The 18,700-nt window shown below is 54.9% G+C and carries 21 protein-coding genes; 11 read left to right on the forward strand and 10 right to left on the reverse strand.

What is annotated here, in order from left to right:
• Positions 1-80 precede the first annotated feature (80 nt).
• Entirely contained in the window at positions 81-1,517 is a 1,437-nt protein-coding gene (aspA, locus tag AC4IC4_RS01770) for an aspartate ammonia-lyase (RefSeq protein ID WP_003855923.1), read from the reverse strand.
• A gap of 335 nt (positions 1,518-1,852) precedes the next feature.
• Here aspA and AC4IC4_RS01775 point away from each other — a divergent pair, with 335 nt between their 5' ends.
• Complete coding sequence (locus AC4IC4_RS01775; protein ID WP_032651318.1) at positions 1,853-2,317, forward strand: FxsA family protein; 465 nt, start codon at positions 1,853-1,855, stop codon at positions 2,315-2,317.
• Positions 2,318-2,351: 34 nt separating this feature from the next.
• Here the strand turns inward: AC4IC4_RS01775 and yjeH are convergent, their stop codons facing one another.
• Positions 2,352-3,593, reverse strand: coding sequence for an L-methionine/branched-chain amino acid transporter (yjeH, locus tag AC4IC4_RS01780; protein WP_024907355.1), 1,242 nt, complete (start codon positions 3,591-3,593; stop codon positions 2,352-2,354).
• A 179-nt stretch (positions 3,594-3,772) separates the two neighbouring features.
• Here yjeH and AC4IC4_RS01785 point away from each other — a divergent pair, with 179 nt between their 5' ends.
• The 3 genes from AC4IC4_RS01785 to AC4IC4_RS01795 all read left to right on the forward strand — a co-directional run bounded on the left by AC4IC4_RS01785 (position 3,773) and on the right by AC4IC4_RS01795 (position 6,229).
• On the forward strand, positions 3,773-4,066 hold the full coding sequence (locus tag AC4IC4_RS01785; RefSeq protein WP_003855929.1) for a co-chaperone GroES: 294 nt from the start codon (positions 3,773-3,775) through the stop codon (positions 4,064-4,066).
• A gap of 31 nt (positions 4,067-4,097) precedes the next feature.
• Positions 4,098-5,741 carry a chaperonin GroEL gene (groL, locus tag AC4IC4_RS01790; protein ID WP_023310114.1) on the forward strand — a complete coding sequence of 548 codons (1,644 nt, stop codon included), beginning with the start codon at positions 4,098-4,100 and terminating at the stop codon, positions 5,739-5,741.
• Positions 5,742-5,875: 134 nt separating this feature from the next.
• A complete protein-coding gene (locus AC4IC4_RS01795) occupies positions 5,876-6,229 on the forward strand; it encodes a DUF4156 domain-containing protein (RefSeq protein ID WP_024907354.1) in 354 nt (117 codons plus the stop codon).
• Positions 6,230-6,295: 66 nt separating this feature from the next.
• Here the strand turns inward: AC4IC4_RS01795 and epmB are convergent, their stop codons facing one another.
• Positions 6,296-7,324, reverse strand: coding sequence for an EF-P beta-lysylation protein EpmB (gene epmB, locus AC4IC4_RS01800; protein ID WP_049123429.1), 1,029 nt, complete (start codon positions 7,322-7,324; stop codon positions 6,296-6,298).
• A gap of 40 nt (positions 7,325-7,364) precedes the next feature.
• On the opposite strand from epmB, the gene efp reads away from it, so the two are divergent.
• From efp to ecnB, 3 genes are all read left to right on the forward strand, one after another.
• Positions 7,365-7,931, forward strand: a complete 567-nt coding sequence (efp, locus tag AC4IC4_RS01805) for an elongation factor P (RefSeq protein WP_010427766.1) — start codon at positions 7,365-7,367, stop codon at positions 7,929-7,931.
• Positions 7,932-7,988: 57 nt separating this feature from the next.
• Complete coding sequence (locus AC4IC4_RS01810) at positions 7,989-8,120, forward strand: entericidin A/B family lipoprotein (protein WP_024907352.1); 132 nt, start codon at positions 7,989-7,991, stop codon at positions 8,118-8,120.
• 108 nt (positions 8,121-8,228) lie between these two features.
• The gene (gene ecnB / locus AC4IC4_RS01815) at positions 8,229-8,375 is read left to right on the forward strand and encodes a lipoprotein toxin entericidin B (protein ID WP_003025482.1); all 147 of its coding nucleotides are present in this window, start codon (positions 8,229-8,231) and stop codon (positions 8,373-8,375) included.
• Between the two features lie 37 nt (positions 8,376-8,412).
• On the opposite strand, the gene AC4IC4_RS01820 is transcribed toward ecnB, so the two are convergent.
• Positions 8,413-9,012 (reverse strand): helix-turn-helix transcriptional regulator, encoded by a 600-nt coding sequence (locus tag AC4IC4_RS01820; protein WP_024907351.1) that lies wholly within the window; start codon positions 9,010-9,012, stop codon positions 8,413-8,415.
• A gap of 261 nt (positions 9,013-9,273) precedes the next feature.
• On the opposite strand from AC4IC4_RS01820, the gene sugE reads away from it, so the two are divergent.
• Positions 9,274-9,591, forward strand: a complete 318-nt coding sequence (gene sugE, locus AC4IC4_RS01825; protein WP_008502938.1) for a quaternary ammonium compound efflux SMR transporter SugE — start codon at positions 9,274-9,276, stop codon at positions 9,589-9,591.
• On the opposite strand, the gene AC4IC4_RS01830 is transcribed toward sugE, so the two are convergent.
• Together AC4IC4_RS01830 and blaACT are read right to left on the reverse strand one after the other, a co-directional pair.
• Positions 9,588-10,118 carry a lipocalin family protein gene (locus AC4IC4_RS01830; protein ID WP_491472043.1) on the reverse strand — a complete coding sequence of 177 codons (531 nt, stop codon included), beginning with the start codon at positions 10,116-10,118 and terminating at the stop codon, positions 9,588-9,590. The genes sugE and AC4IC4_RS01830 overlap by 4 nt on opposite strands.
• Positions 10,119-10,239: 121 nt before the next feature.
• The gene (gene blaACT / locus AC4IC4_RS01835) at positions 10,240-11,385 is read right to left on the reverse strand and encodes an ACT family cephalosporin-hydrolyzing class C beta-lactamase (protein ID WP_491472044.1); all 1,146 of its coding nucleotides are present in this window, start codon (positions 11,383-11,385) and stop codon (positions 10,240-10,242) included.
• A 132-nt stretch (positions 11,386-11,517) separates the two neighbouring features.
• Between blaACT and ampR the strand changes: the two genes are divergently transcribed.
• A complete protein-coding gene (gene ampR / locus AC4IC4_RS01840; RefSeq protein ID WP_024907348.1) occupies positions 11,518-12,393 on the forward strand; it encodes a LysR family transcriptional regulator AmpR in 876 nt (291 codons plus the stop codon).
• Positions 12,394-12,422: 29 nt separating this feature from the next.
• On the opposite strand, the gene frdD is transcribed toward ampR, so the two are convergent.
• The 4 genes from frdD to frdA are packed head-to-tail and all read right to left on the reverse strand — an operon-like array spanning position 12,423 to position 15,716.
• A complete protein-coding gene (frdD, locus tag AC4IC4_RS01845; RefSeq protein WP_013095272.1) occupies positions 12,423-12,782 on the reverse strand; it encodes a fumarate reductase subunit FrdD in 360 nt (119 codons plus the stop codon).
• Positions 12,783-12,792: 10 nt separating this feature from the next.
• Positions 12,793-13,188, reverse strand: a complete 396-nt coding sequence (gene frdC / locus AC4IC4_RS01850) for a fumarate reductase subunit FrdC (protein ID WP_024907347.1) — start codon at positions 13,186-13,188, stop codon at positions 12,793-12,795.
• 10 nt (positions 13,189-13,198) lie between these two features.
• A complete protein-coding gene (locus tag AC4IC4_RS01855) occupies positions 13,199-13,933 on the reverse strand; it encodes a succinate dehydrogenase/fumarate reductase iron-sulfur subunit (RefSeq protein ID WP_023310124.1) in 735 nt (244 codons plus the stop codon).
• Entirely contained in the window at positions 13,926-15,716 is a 1,791-nt protein-coding gene (gene frdA / locus AC4IC4_RS01860) for a fumarate reductase (quinol) flavoprotein subunit (protein ID WP_024907346.1), read from the reverse strand. Before frdA ends, AC4IC4_RS01855 begins: the two co-directional genes overlap by 8 nt.
• A gap of 310 nt (positions 15,717-16,026) precedes the next feature.
• On the opposite strand from frdA, the gene epmA reads away from it, so the two are divergent.
• Both epmA and yjeM read left to right on the forward strand, forming a co-directional pair.
• On the forward strand, positions 16,027-17,004 hold the full coding sequence (gene epmA, locus AC4IC4_RS01865) for an elongation factor P--(R)-beta-lysine ligase (RefSeq protein ID WP_024907345.1): 978 nt from the start codon (positions 16,027-16,029) through the stop codon (positions 17,002-17,004).
• 195 nt (positions 17,005-17,199) lie between these two features.
• Positions 17,200-18,699, forward strand: coding sequence for a glutamate/gamma-aminobutyrate family transporter YjeM (gene yjeM / locus AC4IC4_RS01870; RefSeq protein WP_491472045.1), 1,500 nt, complete (start codon positions 17,200-17,202; stop codon positions 18,697-18,699).
• The last annotated feature ends 1 nt before the right edge of the window (position 18,700 follow it).

Genomic DNA, 18,700 nt, shown 5'->3' on the forward strand with positions numbered 1-18,700 from the left:
AATTGTTGTATTTCGGTAACGCCTAAAAAGAAAAAAGGCACGTCACAAGTGACGTGCCTTAAGAAGCCTAGCCTGAACGGTTACTGTTCGCTTTCATCGGTATATCGTTTTGCTTTATATGCCGGGTGCATCAGGTTCTGGGCCGAGAAGATATCGTCCAGCTCCGCTTCGGTCAACAGCCCGCGCTCCAGCACCACTTCACGTACGCTCTTACCGGTTTCGGCGCAAATCTTACCGACGATGTCACCGTTGTGGTGACCGATGAACGGGTTGAGGTAGGTGACGATCCCGATGGAGTTATAGACATAACCCTCACAGACTTCTTTATTCGCTGTGATGCCGTTAATGCATTTTTCCAGCAGGTTGTAGCAGGCGTTGGTCAGGATGTGGATAGATTCAAACATCGCCTGGCCAATCACTGGCTCCATCACGTTCAGCTGCAGCTGACCCGCTTCAGAGGCCATGGTCACGGTTGTATCGTTACCGATGACTTTGAAGCAAACCTGATTTACCACTTCTGGCACAACCGGGTTCACCTTGGCCGGCATGATGGACGAACCCGCCTGCAGCTCTGGCAGGTTGATTTCGTTCAGGCCAGCGCGCGGACCGGAGGAAAGCAGGCGCAGGTCGTTACAGATTTTGGACAGTTTCACTGCCAGACGTTTCAGGGCGCTGTGTACCATGACGTAGGCGCCGCAGTCGGAGGTCGCTTCAATCAGGTCTTCTGCAGGCACAACCGGCAGGTTAGAGACTTCAGCCAGCTTCTGTACCGCCAGCTGCTGATAGCCATCCGGGGTGTTCAGACGTGTACCGATGGCGGTTGCGCCAAGGTTCACTTCCAGCAGCAGCTCGGAGGTGCGCAGCAGGTTTTTGGTCTCTTCGTTAAGCAGCACGTTAAACGCGTGGAATTCCTGGCCGAGGGTCATCGGTACCGCGTCCTGCAGCTGGGTACGACCCATTTTCAGGATGTCCTGGAACTCAACCGCTTTACGCTGGAAGCCATCACCCAGCTGGTTGATCGCATCCACCAGTTTCACTACAGAGGCATACACCGCGATACGGAAGCCGGTAGGGTAGGCGTCGTTGGTGGACTGGCATTTGTTAACGTGGTCGTTCGGGTTCAGGTACTGGTATTCACCTTTCTGGTGACCCATCAGCTCCAGGCCAATGTTTGCCAGTACTTCGTTGGTATTCATGTTGACGGAGGTGCCCGCGCCGCCCTGATAGACGTCAACCGGGAACTGGTCCATGCATTTGCCGTTGTTCAGCACTTCATCGCAGGCTGCGATAATCGCATTTGCCGCGCTTTTAGGAATGGTTTGCAGCTCTTTGTTGGCCAGGGCTGCGGCTTTCTTCACCATCACCATGCCACGGACAAACTCAGGGATGTCGCTGATTTTGCTGTTGCTGATGTAGAAGTTTTCAATCGCTCTCAGAGTGTGAACACCGTAGTAGGCATCCGCTGGAACTTCCCTGGTACCCAACAAGTCTTCTTCGATACGAATGTTGTTTAACATGTGAACCTTCTTTTCAAGCTGCCGATGGATTGTACTAAACACACAGTATTTATGTGGTTTTGAATATTTTCTGGCCGACGATTATTCCCTCAATCAGCCAGATGTTCGAGATCATATGCTGATGATAGCGAATTGCCGTAAGCTGGATCACTTATTATCGAGCCGATTCCATGATAATTATTAATCTGTGAAATGGGTCACCGCTTTAATATTTCCAAAAAAAATATCCGTGCAAACTGATTGAATTTTCGCTAACCGTCACCATCTCATACAAACGCGCGTCGCGAACACATTCAGACAGGGGCCCGCCGGCCCTTGCCACACAGGAGATGCCAGTGCGCTGGATACCGTTTATTGCTTTCTTTCTCTATGTTTACATTGAGATTTCCATTTTCATCCAGGTTGCTCATGTGCTGGGCGTCCTGCTGACGCTGATTCTGGTGATTTTCACCTCCGTCATCGGCATGTCGCTGGTGCGTAATCAGGGTTTCAAAAATTTCCTGTTAATGCAGGAGAAGATGGCCGCAGGCGAAAGCCCGGCAGCGGAGATGATCAAAAGCGTATCGCTGATTATTGCGGGGCTGCTGCTGATCCTACCGGGGTTCTTCACCGATTTCCTCGGCCTTCTGCTGCTTCTGCCGCCGGTGCAAAAGCACCTGACCATGAAGCTGCTGCCGCATCTGCGCTTTAGCCGTATGCCCGGCGGTGGGTTCAGCACCGGGCCAGGCGATACCTTTGAAGGGGAATATCAGCGTAAAGATGAACAGCACGACCGTTTAGACCATAAAGACGATCGGTGATAGATTTGCCCGGTGGCGCTTCGCTTACCGGGCGCTACTGGTGCGCATCGCGCTTCGGTAAAAACAGCCACAGTCCTGCCAGCATGACAATCGCGTACAGACTCTTCCATCCCACCATCGCCAGCAACAGCAGGCAAAGCCCACCCCCGATGACCGCCAGTGTTTTATAGCGACCTTGCAGCAAACGACATCCCGCCAGCATGCACAGCAGGTAGATCATAATGAAAATACCGTTGGCGTAGACGATCAGCGCGTCCAGATTGATCTTCAGTGCGTAAATACACAGCGTGCTCAACACGCAGCAGCCCAGCACGGCATTCAGGGCATTCAGCGGAAGCTGGCGTTTAGACAGGCGCGCGAGGCGATTCTCAGGTTTGTCGAGCGCCTGCGACCACACCAGCCGGGCAAAGCTCTGGATATAAATGTTGAGGCTGGCAAAACAGGCCAGATAGCCGATGACGCAGGCGATCCACAGCGCCTTCACACCAAACAGATTAACCACGATACCCGGCAGCGATGCCGCGGCGGCGAGATCCGCGCCGAACGCGTGGAAGTGCAACACCAGCACGGTACACGCCCAGTAGACCGTGCCTGCCAGCAGCAGGCCTATCATCAGCGCCCGGGGGAAATCGCGCTCAGGCTGCTTAAATTCAGAGGCAAGATGGGCAAAGGCTTCCAGACCCACAAAACACCAGAACATGACGGAGAGCGCGGCGAAAAGCTGTGAATGATCGACGTCTGTCACCGCCGGGAAGGGAATTTCCTTGATTGTGATATCGCCCGCCCACCAGATAGCGGCAACGAGCGCGACAATCAGCACCGCAACCAGCGTCTGCAGGTTGGCGCTGGAGCGGGCCCCGCGAGAGCCTACCCACCAGACGATAGCCAGCGTGCCCAGTTCTGCCAGCAACAGCTGCTCGTTATGCCAGCCAAACAGCGCCTGACCAAAGCCGGTCGCAATATGCAATGCCGCAGGAAGGCCAACCGGAATGACGGAGAGAAACAGCCAGCCGGTGACACGCTGCAGCCGCGGCCCAAAGGCCAGACCGACAAAGTGCGCCACGCCGCCCGCGCTGGGGAAATGCCGCCCCAGGATGGCAAACACAATGGCTATCGGGAAAACCAGTACAATCAGCGCTGGCCACGCCCACAGGCTATTATTTCCCGCGACCAGCGCCGCCAGTGCCGGTACGGCAAACACGCCCGTACCTAACAAGGAGGTTGAGAGCAGGCCAACGCCCTGCGCCAGCCCTAACTCCTGCTTGAGTCCACTCATTGACATCGCCCTGCCAGTACCAAAAGAGAGGCGATGGTAACACTTTCGCAAATTTTTTTTTCAACTCCCCCTTGAAGGGGTAAAAAGCTATCCCCATCTCTCAGGGCACTAGTCGGAAAACCGCTTGCGGGCCGGCGTCATCCATAACTGATAATGACTTTCTCAAAGGAGAGCTATCAATGAGTATTCGTCCGTTACATGATCGTGTGATCGTCAAACGTAAAGAAGTTGAAACCAAGTCTGCTGGCGGCATCGTTCTGACCGGTTCTGCAGCAGCCAAATCAACGCGTGGCGAAATCATCGCTGTCGGTAAGGGCCGCATCCTGGAAAACGGAACTGTGCAGCCGCTGGACGTTAAAGTTGGTGACATCGTAATTTTCAACGATGGCTACGGCGTGAAATCCGAGAAGATCGACAATGAAGAAGTGTTGATCATGTCCGAGAGCGACATTCTGGCAATTGTTGAAGCGTAATTTACGCACGAGAATTTGAGGAAATAAGAACATGGCAGCTAAAGACGTAAAATTCGGTAACGACGCTCGTGTAAAAATGCTCCGCGGCGTAAACGTACTGGCAGATGCAGTTAAAGTGACCCTGGGCCCGAAAGGCCGTAACGTAGTGCTGGATAAATCCTTCGGCGCGCCAACCATCACCAAAGATGGTGTTTCTGTAGCACGTGAAATCGAGCTGGAAGACAAGTTCGAAAACATGGGCGCGCAGATGGTGAAAGAAGTTGCCTCTAAAGCGAACGACGCTGCAGGCGACGGTACCACCACCGCGACCGTTCTGGCGCAGGCTATCATCACTGAAGGTCTGAAAGCCGTTGCTGCGGGCATGAACCCAATGGATCTGAAACGTGGTATCGACAAAGCTGTCGCCTCCGCTGTTGAAGAACTGAAAGCGCTGTCCGTACCGTGCTCTGACTCTAAAGCCATTGCTCAGGTTGGTACCATCTCCGCTAACTCCGACGAAACCGTAGGTAAACTGATCGCAGAAGCGATGGATAAAGTCGGTAAAGAAGGCGTGATCACCGTTGAAGACGGTACCGGTCTGGAAGACGAACTGGACGTGGTTGAAGGTATGCAGTTCGACCGCGGTTACCTGTCCCCATACTTCATCAACAAGCCAGAGACTGGCGCTGTTGAGCTGGAAAGCCCGTTCATCCTGCTGGCTGACAAGAAAATCTCCAACATCCGCGAAATGCTGCCAGTGCTGGAAGCCGTTGCTAAAGCAGGCAAACCGCTGGTTATCATCGCTGAAGACGTTGAAGGCGAAGCGCTGGCAACTCTGGTGGTTAACACCATGCGCGGCATCGTGAAAGTGGCTGCGGTTAAAGCACCTGGCTTCGGCGATCGCCGTAAAGCGATGCTGCAGGATATCGCTACCCTGACCGGCGGTACCGTGATCTCTGAAGAGATCGGTATGGAGCTGGAAAAAGCGACCCTGGAAGACCTGGGCCAGGCGAAACGCGTTGTGATCAACAAAGACACCACCACCATCATCGATGGCGTGGGTGAAGAAGCCGCTATTCAGGGCCGCGTGGGTCAGATCCGTAAGCAGATCGAAGAAGCGACTTCCGATTACGACCGTGAAAAACTGCAGGAGCGCGTAGCGAAACTGGCTGGCGGCGTTGCGGTAATTAAAGTCGGTGCGGCGACCGAAGTTGAAATGAAAGAGAAAAAAGCACGCGTTGACGATGCCCTGCACGCGACCCGTGCTGCGGTAGAAGAAGGCGTGGTTGCGGGTGGTGGCGTTGCGCTGGTGCGCGTGGCCGCTAAACTGGCTGGCCTGACCGCTCAGAACGAAGATCAGAACGTGGGTATCAAAGTTGCGCTGCGCGCAATGGAAGCGCCTCTGCGTCAGATCGTGTCCAACGCCGGTGAAGAGCCATCTGTTGTGGCGAACAACGTTAAAGCGGGCGAAGGTAACTACGGTTACAACGCGGCAACCGAAGAATACGGCAATATGATCGACTTCGGTATCCTGGACCCAACTAAAGTAACCCGTTCTGCTCTGCAGTATGCGGCCTCTGTTGCTGGTCTGATGATCACCACCGAGTGCATGGTGACCGACCTGCCAAAAGGCGATGCGCCTGACTTAGGTGCTGCTGGTATGGGCGGCATGGGCGGAATGGGCGGCATGATGTAATCGTGCGCTCTACGTCGTAGAATGTGAAAAACCCCCGGGCAGAAATGCTCGGGGGTTTTTCTTTTGGTCATCTTTTAGGTATAAGATTTACACACGGACAACTACTGTCCAGCTTATTGAAAACGAGGAATAACATGCGCGTAAAAGTCTGTGCAGGGATTGTAGGGGCAGCATTGCTGCTGGCGGGTTGTAGCTCCAGCAATGAGCTGTCGGCAGCGGGCCAGGGCGTTCGCTTTGTGGAAGATAAGCCAGGCAGTGAATGCCAGCTGTTAGGCACGGCAACCGGTGAGCAAAGCAACTGGATGTCTGGTCAGCATGGCGAAGAAGGTGGCTCTATGCGCGGTGCGGCGAATGCCCTGCGTAACCAGGCTGCGGCAATGGGTGGCAACGTGATTTACGGCGTGAGCAGCCCAACGCAGAGTATGCTGTCCAGCTTCGTGCCGACCGCCAGCCAGATGAGCGGCCAGGTCTACAAGTGCCCAAACTGAGTTAACTTGCTGATGGCGCTGCGCCCGGACCCCGTAGGGCAGGTAAGCGTAGCGCCACCTGCCTTTTTAGTGCTGCCGCAGCTGCAAATCCAGCGGCGTCTTGCTCGGCTCTCCGCCAATCTCGCGTGCCAGCTTCGGCACCATATAGCCTGAAACCAGCGTTAACAGTTCGCGCATAATCTGCCGGGCTTCTTCGTCCGTCACCATGAAATGGGCCGCGCCCTGAACGCGATCCAGCACGTGCAGGTAATAGGGCATCACGCCCGCATCAAACAGGGCATTGCTCAGATCGGCCAGCACGCGGGCGCTGTCATTGACGCCGCGCAGCAGCACGCTCTGGTTCAGCAGCGTCACGCCCGCTTTACGCAGTCGCGCCATCGCCGCGCGAAACGCATCGTCAATTTCGTTCGCGTGGTTAATATGGTTCACCAGCAGCACCTGCAATCGGGACTGCTCCAGGCGTGACACCAGGCCGTCCGTGATACGTGCCGGAATAACAATCGGTAAACGGCTGTGAATGCGCAGGCGCTTAATGTGCGGGATGGCTTCAAGCTGAGTCAGCAGCCAGTCCAGCTCATGATCTTTTGCCATCAGCGGGTCGCCGCCGGAAAAAATAATCTCATCCAGCTCCGGATGGGCGGCGATATAGTCCAGCGCGACCTGCCAGTTGCGTTTATTGCCCTGGTTTTCGGCATAAGGGAAGTGCCGACGGAAGCAATAACGACAATTTACCGCACAGCCGCCTTTTACCAGCAGCAGGGCGCGGTTGAGATATTTGTGCAGTAAACCGGGCACCACGCTGTTCTGCTCTTCCAGCGGATCGGTGCTATAACCCGGCGCGGTGACAAACTCATCCTGCGAAGTAAGCGTTTGTTTTAATAGCGGATCGTCGGGATTGCCTTTCTCCATCCGCGCCACAAACGCGCGGGGAACGCGCAGGGCGAACAGGCGCTTTGCCTCGCGGCCTGCAAGCAACTCTGGGTGCTGATCGAGGTCTAAAAGACGCAGCAATTCATCAGGACTGGTGATTACATCGGCAAGTTGCGATAACCAATCTTCTCTGGATGGGGTGTTTAGGGTTACAATATGCGCCATTTTGTGGCTTAGCTACCAGTTAACAAATTTAGAGGGCCTTATGGCAACGTACTATAGCAACGATTTTCGTGCTGGTCTTAAAATCATGATGGACGGCGAACCGTACGCGGTTGAAGCCAGTGAATTCGTTAAACCAGGTAAAGGCCAGGCATTCGCACGCGTTAAGCTGCGCCGTCTGCTGACCGGTACCCGTGTTGAGAAAACCTTCAAGTCTACTGACTCCGCTGAAGGCGCTGATGTTGTTGATATGAACCTGACCTATCTGTACAACGACGGTGAGTTCTATCATTTCATGAACAACTCCACTTTCGAACAGCTGTCTGCTGATGAGAAAGCGGTAGGTGACAGCGCTAAATGGCTGCTGGATCAGGCTGAGTGCATCGTGACCCTGTGGAACGGCCAGCCTATCGCTGTGACCCCACCAAACTTCGTAGAACTGGAAATCGTTGAAACCGATCCAGGTCTGAAAGGTGATACCGCAGGTACCGGCGGTAAACCAGCCAAACTGTCTACCGGCGCCGTGGTTAAAGTGCCACTGTTCGTACAGACTGGCGAAGTGATCAAAGTGGATACCCGCTCCGGCGAATACGTGTCCCGCGTGAAGTAATTTACGTATGATTGAAGGCGCAGCGCCCGCTGCGCCTGATTCTTGCAGGCAGGGATGATGAAACGTACCGTTAAAATTCTGCTTCTGTTAGCGCTTTCCAGCGCATTGCTTTCCGGCTGTAACACCACGCGTGGAATGGGACAAGACATCCAGGATCTCGGTCATATCATTTCTCACGCCGCCAGCTAAGTTCGTCTAATTTTCCTAAAAATGCGTCCTTTTCCGTCAACCGGCGGGATCTTGTCTATTCTTAAGTTGCTATACACAAAACAACTTTGGCTATAAAAGGAAGATATTATGGTTAAGAAGACAATTGCAGCGATCTTTTCAGTCCTGGTACTTTCTTCAGTGTTAACGGCCTGTAATACCACGCGTGGCGTCGGTCAGGATATTTCTGAAGGTGGTAGCGCAATCTCTGGTGCAGCAACAAAAGCTCAGCAGTAATCAATAAACGGTACGGGACCAGCCGGGTTTCGTACCGTCAGCTTTCCGATTCCTGCAGGGATAAAAACGGAGAAAAACGCGTATCCATATGCAATTTCATGCGGATATTGCGTTTATAGGTATAGACCGTTTTTCCGTTGATACTCAGGTGAGCGGCAATTTTTTGATTGCTCGCGCCGTCCATCCACAATGTCAGCACTTTCTCTTCCTGCCGGGTCAGCAAGGGGGCGGCGGCCGCTGGCCTTTCAGCACATGAGCGCGAGATCAATGCGTCGTTGATAACCGTTGCCACTTCTTCGAGACTGGCGTTTTTCAACAACGACGACCACACCGGGAACTGTCCGAGCCAGTCTGTCATGCCGCTGTCCTCTCCCGATTGCAGCAAAATAAACGGTAAGCGTTCACTGGCGTTAAGCAGAGAAGAAAGCTGCTGAAAATGGTGAATGTCCTGCCTGAAGCCGTACAGGTCAGCAATAACCAGCGTAGGTTTCCATTGCAGAATGTGTTCTCTGGCAAGAAACAGATTATTCAGCCCGGTCACAACGTAGTGTCCCGGGAACAAACCGGAATGATTGAGCCATGCTTCAAACCCCGTGCGGGTGAAGTGACAACGGTCAATCAAAAGAATTTTGAACATATTTTATTCGCAGTCGGCTAGTGGTTTGGCTTCCTGCCATCAGAAAGCACATCATCATAGAGAAGTCGGATGAGTGCTAAAAGCCGGAACTCCGCGCCATACTGCGGCTATTTCTTGCCTTAACGTGTTCAGCAAAAAATGATTGAAAAAAAATAGCACGCTAACCACAATAGGTGGCGTAATCTCTGCCTTACGGGACGACCCGTAAGCGTTTCTTTCACCGGGGACGGCCCCAACTTGTATTAAGTTAAGGAGCCTGACATGTCCTGGATCATTCTTTTTATTGCTGGCCTGCTCGAAGTGGTATGGGCGATTGGTCTCAAGTACACCCACGGATTTACCCGCCTGACGCCCAGCGTCATTACCGTTACCGCCATGATAGTCAGTATCGTTCTATTATCCTGGGCGATGCGCTCTCTACCTGTGGGAACGGCTTATGCCGTCTGGACGGGTATTGGCGCGGTGGGTGCCGCTATCACCGGCATTTTGCTGCTGGGAGAGTCAGCGAGTCTGGCGCGTATCGCCAGCCTCGCCTTGATTGTGGCCGGGATCGTTGGGCTGAAGCTCAGCACCCACTAATGGGGTTGTTTCACCCAGATAAGTTTTGACACATCAAACCCTTGCCGGGTCGCGACGTCCAGTATCTGCTGCTTCATTTCTGGTGAAAGTGTTGGCGTGCGGGAAAGTATCCATAGATAGTCGCGATCCGGCCCGCAGACCAGCGCGTGACGGTACTCTCTGTCGAGCGCGATCACGTTATAGCCGCCATAAAACGGGCCAAAGAACGAGACTTTAAGCGCGGCCCGCCGCGGGTCGCCCGTGAAATACGCTTTCCCAATCGACTGTTGCCACATCTCCCGGTCGGGGTTATAGCCCCGGTTGATCACCTGAATACCGCCATCATCCATCGGGCTGTAATTCGCAGTGACCTTCTCTAAGCCCTGCTCAAACCGGTGGTCGAGGCGCGCGATTTCATACCATGTTCCAAGGAAGCGTTGTGCATCAAAAGGCGTGACGACGGTCACGCCAGGCGGTGGGGTAGGGGAACTGCAGGCAACCACTAAAAACGCGGCTGTCACCGCGGCGATAACAGGCAAAATGCGCATAGGAGTTTCCTTACTGTTTTTTGTTAAGTGTAGATGACAGCAAGGAAAATGTGGTTTTTGTACGGCGTCACACCGTGGATTTTGTAGGCCGGGTAAGGCGAAGCCGCCACCCGGCAATGTTTTACTGCAGCGCGTCGAGGATGCGGTATGCCGCATCAACGCGTGCAGGGTTCGGATAGCTTTTATTTGCCAGCATCACAATGCCGAGCTGCTTTTCAGGTATAAAGGCCACGTAGCTGCCAAATCCGCCGGTAGAGCCTGTTTTATGGACCCAGGAGGCCTTAACCGGCGGTGCCGGAGGATTTACTTCTCTCGCAGGCAACGGTGCCAGCGCCACCTTATTGTCGCTACCTTCAACTACGGTTTTGGCATCGACCGGCCAGTTAAGCATTTCCCAGCCTAACCCCTGATACATGGCCCCCACGCGCCAGTAGCGAGACTGCGCCAGGGCAATGCCTTGCCTGAGTGAAGTATCCTGAAGGGAGTCAGGCTTCATGTTCACCATCACCCAGCTCGCCATATCCTTCACGTTAGTTTTTACACCATAGGCTTCCGCGTCGAGCATGCCTGGCGAAACGTGGACCGCTTTACCGTCACGGTATCCCCAGGCGTAATGCGCCTCTTCCGCTTTCGGAACGTTAATCCACGTATGGTCCAGCTTGAGCGGCTTAAAGACCCGCGCCGTTATGGCCTGCTCATAGCTCATGCCGGAAGGTTTGACCGCCAGCGCGCCAAAAAGACCAATGCTGGTATTGGCATAAAGACGCGTGGTGCCCGGCTTCCACTGCGGCTGCCAGTTTTGATAAAAGCGCAGCAGAGAGGCGTTATCTGTGACCTCATCCGGTACCTGTAACGGCAGACCGCCTGCGGTATAGGTTGCCAGATCCAGCATGCGAATCCCCTGCCACTGCTTGCCCGTCAGCTCAGGCCAGTACTTTGTCACCGGATCGCCGAGCGATATCTCACCGCGAGCAATGGCATCGCCACCCAGTACGCCGGTGAAGGTTTTACTTATAGAGCCCAGTTCGAACAAGGTTTGTGGGGTGACAGGTTTGTTTGCCGCGACATCGGCTTTACCGAAGGTAAAGTAGTGCGGCTGACCCTGATAAATCACCGCCACCGCCATACCCGGGATGGCCTGCGCTTTCATCAACGGCGTAACGGTACGTTCCACCACCTCAGCCAGCTGTTTTTCTGACATCGGTGCAGCCAATACCGAGCAGGAGGTGCTGAGCAGCAGGGCACAGCTTAGGGATTTTTTCATCATCAGTTATCTTCCGTAATAGCGGTTCAAGGGAGTGTCCGGGCCCGTCAGACCGCTGTAGTCTGTTGGATTTGACTATGGCTGACAAACGGTTAAATTTAGCATTAGCTGTTAATTTTTCTAACGGACGAGACTATGACGCGCAGCTATCTTCCTCTTAATTCCCTGCGGGCGTTTGAAGCTGCTGCCAGGCACCTCAGTTTTACGCATGCCGCTATCGAGCTGAACGTCACCCATTCCGCGATTAGCCAGCACGTAAAGGCGCTGGAGCAGCACCTTAATTGCCAGCTGTTTGTCCGCGTTTCGCGCGGGCTGATGTTAACCACCGAAGGCGAGAATTTGCTGCCGGTGCTGAATGACTCGTTCGATCGTATTGCCGGGATGCTGGATCGCTTTGCCAGCCAGCGCGCTCAGGAGAAGCTCAAAATAGGTGTGGTAGGGACCTTTGCCACGGGTGTTTTATTCTCAGAGCTCGCGGACTTTCGCCGCTGCTATCCGCATATTGATCTTCAGCTTTCCACCCATAACAATCGCGTCGATCCGGCGGCTGAAGGGCTTGATTACACCATTCGCTACGGTGGCGGCGCGTGGCATGGAACCGATGCTGAATTTCTTTGCGCCGCGCCGCTGTCTGCGCTCTGTACACCCGATATTGCCTCTTGCCTGAAAAGCCCGGCAGATATCCTGAAGTTTACCCTGCTGCGCTCCTACCGACGCGACGAGTGGGCTGCGTGGATGCAGGCAGCGGGTGAACATCCTCCCTCGCCGACGCACCGGGTGATGGTGTTTGACTCGTCCGTGACCATGCTGGAAGCGGCTCAGGCAGGCGTCGGGATTGCCATTGCGCCTGTCGACATGTTTACCCATTTACTCAGCAGCGAGCGCATCGTGCAGCCGTTTGCAACGCAGATTGACCTCGGCAGCTACTGGCTGACAAGACTACAGTCACGGACAGAAACGCCCGCAATGCGCGAGTTTGCTCAGTGGCTGGTGGGGAAGATGCAGAAATAAAAGGCCCGCCGGATGGCGGGCCAGAAGCGTCAGATGGTGACCACGGCAATCAGCGTCACCACGGTCAGGATGGTCGCCAGACCGTAGAACACCCATTTACCACTCGGGACATGGATTTTCAGGTCATGCATCGCATGGTGAATACGGTGCAGACCACACCACAGCGGCAGGACGATCATCAGGAAGATGAACACGCGGCCGATAAAGCTGCCCGCGAATGCCAGTACGCGCTCGTAGCTCAGCGCATCGCCCGGGAACAGCCCCAGCGGCAGCATAATGCCGACCAGCAGGATAATGACGGGGGCGATGATGGCACTCCACATGCCGCCTGCGCCAAACAGGCCCCAGAAGACCGGCTCGTCAGAACGTTTTGGATTTGGATTGATCACAGGTGTCTCCTTACCAGAACAGTGCGACAAACAGAATGACCACAGTGACCAGAATCGTCACCGCCCAGAGCCCTTTAATCACCGGCTCTGGCCCCATTTTTTCGTCTTTAACGATGATGTTCGCCGCTTTTGGCGCCAGTTCAAACCACGTTTTGGTATGAAGCAGCGCGGCCGCGAGCACGATCAGGTTCAGCACAACGATGATCGGGTTTTGCAGAAAACCGACAAAGTTGGCCCAGGTTTCCGGACCGTGCTTGAGGGCAAAAACGCCGTACATCAGCTCAAGGCTGAACCAGACCGCCGGTACCGCCGTGCCTTCACGCAGCATATAGAAGCGATAAAACGGCAGGTTTTTCCACCAGGTGGACGGCATTGGCCGCACATAGGCTTTGCGTTTAGTCGTCATCATGCACTCCTTAGCGTGGTTTCAGGGTTGCGATAAGAAAGTCTTTCGAGCTTTCCACTTTACCCTGCTGAATAGCGGCGGCCGGGTCGACGTGCTTCGGACAGACTTCGGAGCAGTAGCCCACAAAGGTACAGCTCCAGACGCCGTTCTGGCTGTTAAGCTGCGCCATACGTTCTTTTTTACCGTGGTCGCGGCTGTCCTCGTTATAGCGGTGCGCCAGGGTAATGGCGGCCGGGCCGATGAACTCCTTGTTCAGGCCAAACTGTGGACAGGCGGCGTAGCAAAGACCGCAGTTGATGCAGCCGGAGAACTGATGGTATTTCGCCATCTGCGCCGGGGTCTGGGTGTTTGGCCCCTGATCCGGCGTGCGTGGGTTACCAATGATGTACGGCTTAATGGCTTCCAGGCTTTCGATAAAGTGGGTCATATCGACCACCAGATCGCGTTCAATCGGGAAGTTGCCCAGCGCTTCGACCTTAATACCTTTGGTGTACTCGCGCAGGAAGGTCTTACAGGCCAGCTTCGGCACCTTGTTGACCATCATGCCGCAGGAGCCGCAGATCGCCATGCGGCAGGACCAGCGGTAGCTCAGGTCTGGCGCCAGGTTGTCTTTGATATAGCCGAGCGCGTCCAGCAGGGAGGTTTGCTCGTCATAAGGCACTTCATAGAAAGCGCTGTGCGGTGCGGCATCCACTTCCGGATTGTAGCGCACCACTTCAACTTTCATTTTTTGCATCTCAGCCATTCGCCTTCTCCTTCTTCTCGGCGGCTTCTGCTTCTGCACCGTACACGCGTTTAGCCGGCGGCAGCGTGGTGATTTTCACGTCGCTGTAGTCCAGACGCGTGGTGCCATCCGCATCGCGCCAGGCGAGAGTGTGTTTCAGGAAATTGACGTCGTCACGTTCGGTACAGCCTTCGTCCAGACGCTGGTGGGCCCCACGCGACTCTTTGCGCGCCAGAGCAGAGTGCGCCATACATTCCGCGACGTTCAGACCGTGGCCCAGCTCGATGGTGTAGAGCAGGTCGGTGTTGAATACGCTGGAGGTGTCGGTGATGCGCACGCGCTTGAAGCGCTCCTGCAGTTCCGCCAGCTTGTCGACGGTTTTTTGCATCAGCTCAGGGGTACGGTAGATACCGCAGCCTTCTTCCATCGACAGGCCCATCTCGTCGCGGATCTTAGACCAGTTCTCGTTACCCTCCTGGTTCACCAGATCTTTCAGGCGTTTTTCAACGTCTGCGACCTGCGCATCCAGCGCGGCACCGTTGGCTTCACCAGCGGTTGCCGCACGCTCCATTGCGCGCTCGCCCGCCATGCGGCCAAAGACAACCAGCTCGGCCAGCGAGTTAGACCCGAGACGGTTAGCGCCGTGCAGGCCAACGGAAGAACATTCGCCGACGGCGAACAGCCCTTTAATGCGGGTTTCGCACTGCTGATCGGTTTCGATACCGCCCATGGTGTAGTGCGCGGTTGGACGCACCGGGATCGGCTCTTTAACCGGATCCACGCCAACGTAGGCTTTCGCCAGCTCGCAGATGAACGGCAGACGTTCCAGCAGTTTCTTCTCGCCCAGATGACGCAGGTCGAGATAGACCACATCGCCACGCGGCGTGGAGATGGTGTTGCCTTTGCGCCACTCGTGCCAGAAAGCCTGAGAGACTTTGTCACGCGGGCCGAGCTCCATGTATTTGTTCTTCGGCTCGCCGAGCGGGGTTTCCGGGCCCATGCCGTAATCCTGCAGATAGCGGTAGCCGTTTTTATTGACCAGAATACCGCCTTCACCGCGGCAGCCTTCCGTCATCAGAATGCCGGAGCCCGGCAGGCCGGTTGGGTGATACTGCACGAATTCCATATCGCGCAGCGGCACGCCGTGGCTGAGCGCCATGCCCATACCGTCGCCGGTAACGATGCCGCCGTTGGTGTTATAACGATAAACGCGGCCCGCACCGCCCGTCGCCATCACCACTGCATTGGCGCGGATCTGGACGAGCGTGCCTTCCATCATGTTCATCGCCACCAGGCCGCGCGCCTGTCCATCATCCACCAGAATGTCGAGGACGAAATGTTCATCGAAGCGCTGGATTTGTGGGAACTGAAGGGAGGTCTGGAACAGGGTGTGCAGCATATGGAAGCCGGTCTTATCGGCGGCGAACCAGGTGCGTTCGATCTTCATGCCGCCGAAGCGGCGAACGTTGACGCTGCCGTCCGGACGGCGGCTCCATGGACATCCCCACTGTTCAAGCTGGGTCATCTCCGTTGGACAATGGTGCACAAAGTAGTCAACGACATCCTGTTCGCAAAGCCAGTCGCCCCCTGCAACCGTGTCGTGGAAATGGTATTCAAAGCTGTCATGATCCTGCGCAACGGCGGCGGACCCTCCTTCTGCTGCCACTGTGTGACTACGCATTGGATAGACTTTTGAAATCAATGCGATTTTAGCGTTGGGATTAGCTTGTGCTGCAGCAATCGCAGCACGTAATCCAGCCCCGCCAGCGCCTATTACGGCAAGATCGGCTTGAAAAGTTTGCACGACATTCCTCCAGATTTTTGTTATTTCGCAACGCGACAAACTAAAGGTAGTTCACCCGTCCAAAAGGACGATTGCGAAAGCGTTTCCACTGCTCCTTTATGGGTAAAACAGTATAACCGTGTAGATGTCAGGGAAATTTGACGTGTTCGATTTTTTTGCTGTTCTGTCAGGCGATTTATCATGAAGATTGATGAAATACGTCACGCAATTGTTCACCTAAATGAAATGCGCTTTTTTACTGCACAAAATTTGTCTCTGCCCCGGCTAACGAGTAGACTTCGTGCCCTTGTCTGAAATCGGAGAACAACTCATGAGCGAAACGGCCACCTGGCAGCCGAGCGCATCCATCCCTAATCTGTTAAAACGCGCTGCAATTATGGCGGAGATCCGCCGTTTCTTTGCCGACCGCGGCGTCCTGGAGGTGGAAACCCCGTGCATGAGTCAGGCAACGGTAACGGATATTCATCTGGTCCCGTTTGAAACCCGTTTTGTTGGCCCCGGCCACTCTCAGGGCATGAACTTGTATCTGATGACCAGCCCGGAATACCACATGAAACGTCTGCTGGCGGCGGGGTGTGGTCCGGTGTATCAGCTGTGCCGCAGTTTCCGTAATGAAGAGATGGGTCGTCACCACAACCCGGAATTCACCATGCTGGAGTGGTACCGCCCGCATTATGATATGTACCGCCTGATGAATGAGGTGGACGATCTGCTGCAGCAGGTCCTGGACTGCTCGGAAGCCGAAACCCTTTCCTATCAGCAGGCTTTCCAGCGCCATCTGGAAATCGATCCGCTGTCGGCGGACAAAACCCAGCTGCGCGAAGTGGCGGCAAAACTGGATCTGAGCAACGTGGCGGATACCGAAGAGGATCGCGACACGCTGCTGCAGCTGCTGTTCACTTTTGGCGTGGAACCGCAGATTGGCAAAGATCGTCCGACGTTTGTTTATCACTTCCCGGCAAGCCAGGCCTCACTGGCGCAGATCAGTACCGAAGATCATCGTGTCGCAGAGCGTTTTGAGGTCTATTACAAAGGCATCGAGCTGGCGAACGGCTTCCACGAACTGACCGACGCCCGCGAGCAGCAGCAGCGCTTCGAGCAGGATAACCGCAAGCGCGCCGCGCGCGGTCTGCCGCAGCAGCCTATTGATGTTAATCTACTTGAAGCATTAAAAGCAGGTCTGCCGGATTGCTCCGGCGTGGCGCTGGGTGTTGACCGTCTGGTGATGCTGGCCCTGGGCGCAGAGCAGCTTGGCGATGTGATTGCCTTTACGGTCGATCGCGCCTAATAAAATGCCGGGTGGCGCTGCGCTTACCCGGCCTACTATTCCTGTCAATTAACCTTTCCATTTCAGCACGACAACATTAAAAACTGCCACATTCCCTATACACGGGTCTTTTTCTTAATTTGCCCCGTATAGCCACAATATCTGTCTGGTCTTCTGCTACCATCCGCGCAGTTTAATTCCTTTTCGGATGGTTCTATGTCCCAGTCACTCAAAAAGATGACCCTCACCGGGCTCATCCTGATGATATTTACCTCAGTCTTTGGCTTTGCCAACAGCCCGTCAGCGTTCTATCTGATGGGCTACAGCGCGACGCCGTTTTATATCGTTTCTGCTCTGTTCTTCTTTATCCCGTTTGCGCTGATGATGGCGGAGATGGGCTCGGCTTACCGGAAAGAAGAGGGCGGGATCTACTCATGGATGAATAACAGCGTCGGGCCGCGCTATGCGTTTATCGGCACGTTTATGTGGTTTTCATCCTACGTCGTCTGGATGGTGAGTACGGCGGCCAAAGTCTGGGTGCCGTTCTCAACGTTTGCTTTCGGTGCCGATAAAACGCAGGTCTGGTCTTTGGCCGGGCTAAGCTCCACGCAGGTCGTCGGGATTCTGGCGGTATGCTGGATGGTTGTCGTGACGCTGGTGGCGTCTAAAGGTATCAATAAAATTGCCCGGATTACCGCCGTGGGCGGGATCTCGGTGATGGGATTGAACCTGGTGCTGCTGCTGGCGAGCATCGCTATCCTGTGCCTGAACGGTGGTCACTTCGCGCAGGAGGTTAACTTTGCCTCCTCGCCGAACCCGGGCTACCAGTCCGGGCTCGCCATGCTCTCCTTCGTGGTGTTTGCCATCTTCGCTTACGGCGGTATTGAAGCCGTAGGCGGCCTGGTCGATAAGACGGAAAACCCGGAAAAGAACTTTGCGAAAGGCATTATTTTTGCCGCCATCGTGATTTCCATCGGCTATTCGCTGGCGATTTTTCTCTGGGGCGTCAGCACCAACTGGCAGCAGGTGCTGAGCAACAACACCACTAACCTTGGCAACATCACCTATGTGCTGATGAAAAGCCTGGGGATGACGCTGGGGCAGGCGATGAACCTGAGTCCCGAGGCGGCATCGGTAATGGGGGTCTGGTTCGCACGTATTACTGGCCTGTCGATGTTCCTGGCCTATACCGGCGCATTCTTCACGCTGATCTATTCGCCGCTGAAAGCGATTATTCAGGGTACGCCAAAAGCGCTGTGGCCTGCGCGTATGACCCAGCTGAACACCGCAGGCATGCCTGCCAACGCCATGTGGATGCAGTGTCTGCTGGTGTGCGTGTTCATTCTGCTGGTGTCATTTGGCGGCGATACGGCGTCTGCGTTTTACAACAAGCTGACCCTGATGGCGAACGTGTCGATGACGCTACCGTACCTGTTCCTGACCCTGGCGTTCCCGTTCTTTAAGGCGAAGCAGGATCTTGAACGTCCGTTTGTGATTTTTAAAACCCGCGCGGCTACGCTGCTGGCCACCACGGTGGTGGTGCTGGTGGTGGCGTTTGCCAACATCTTCACCATTATCCAGCCGGTAATTGAGGCGAGCGACTGGAACAGCGCGCTGTGGATGGTAGGCGGCCCTACCTTCTTCTCGCTGCTGGCGATGGGGATTTATGAGAATTACCGTCGACGCGCGATGGCATACGTCGCAGAAGTGGCGTAGC

It is taken from the genome of Enterobacter sp. Taxon_2, assembly GCF_058355295.1.

Coding starts and splice junctions, on each gene's coding strand:
- sugE (WP_008502938.1), top strand. CDS start 9,274: ATGTCCTGGATCATTCTTTTTATTGCTGGCCTGCTCGAAGTGGTATGG.
- yjeM (WP_491472045.1), top strand. CDS start 17,200: ATGTCCCAGTCACTCAAAAAGATGACCCTCACCGGGCTCATCCTGATG.
- epmA (WP_024907345.1), top strand. CDS start 16,027: ATGAGCGAAACGGCCACCTGGCAGCCGAGCGCATCCATCCCTAATCTG.
- AC4IC4_RS01855 (WP_023310124.1), bottom strand. CDS start 13,933: ATGGCTGAGATGCAAAAAATGAAAGTTGAAGTGGTGCGCTACAATCCG.
- AC4IC4_RS01795 (WP_024907354.1), top strand. CDS start 5,876: ATGCGCGTAAAAGTCTGTGCAGGGATTGTAGGGGCAGCATTGCTGCTG.
- groL (WP_023310114.1), top strand. CDS start 4,098: ATGGCAGCTAAAGACGTAAAATTCGGTAACGACGCTCGTGTAAAAATG.
- yjeH (WP_024907355.1), bottom strand. CDS start 3,593: ATGAGTGGACTCAAGCAGGAGTTAGGGCTGGCGCAGGGCGTTGGCCTG.
- AC4IC4_RS01785 (WP_003855929.1), top strand. CDS start 3,773: ATGAGTATTCGTCCGTTACATGATCGTGTGATCGTCAAACGTAAAGAA.
- epmB (WP_049123429.1), bottom strand. CDS start 7,324: ATGGCGCATATTGTAACCCTAAACACCCCATCCAGAGAAGATTGGTTA.
- AC4IC4_RS01820 (WP_024907351.1), bottom strand. CDS start 9,012: ATGTTCAAAATTCTTTTGATTGACCGTTGTCACTTCACCCGCACGGGG.
- ampR (WP_024907348.1), top strand. CDS start 11,518: ATGACGCGCAGCTATCTTCCTCTTAATTCCCTGCGGGCGTTTGAAGCT.
- blaACT (WP_491472044.1), bottom strand. CDS start 11,385: ATGATGAAAAAATCCCTAAGCTGTGCCCTGCTGCTCAGCACCTCCTGC.
- ecnB (WP_003025482.1), top strand. CDS start 8,229: ATGGTTAAGAAGACAATTGCAGCGATCTTTTCAGTCCTGGTACTTTCT.
- AC4IC4_RS01810 (WP_024907352.1), top strand. CDS start 7,989: ATGAAACGTACCGTTAAAATTCTGCTTCTGTTAGCGCTTTCCAGCGCA.
- aspA (WP_003855923.1), bottom strand. CDS start 1,517: ATGTTAAACAACATTCGTATCGAAGAAGACTTGTTGGGTACCAGGGAA.
- frdC (WP_024907347.1), bottom strand. CDS start 13,188: ATGACGACTAAACGCAAAGCCTATGTGCGGCCAATGCCGTCCACCTGG.
- efp (WP_010427766.1), top strand. CDS start 7,365: ATGGCAACGTACTATAGCAACGATTTTCGTGCTGGTCTTAAAATCATG.
- AC4IC4_RS01830 (WP_491472043.1), bottom strand. CDS start 10,118: ATGCGCATTTTGCCTGTTATCGCCGCGGTGACAGCCGCGTTTTTAGTG.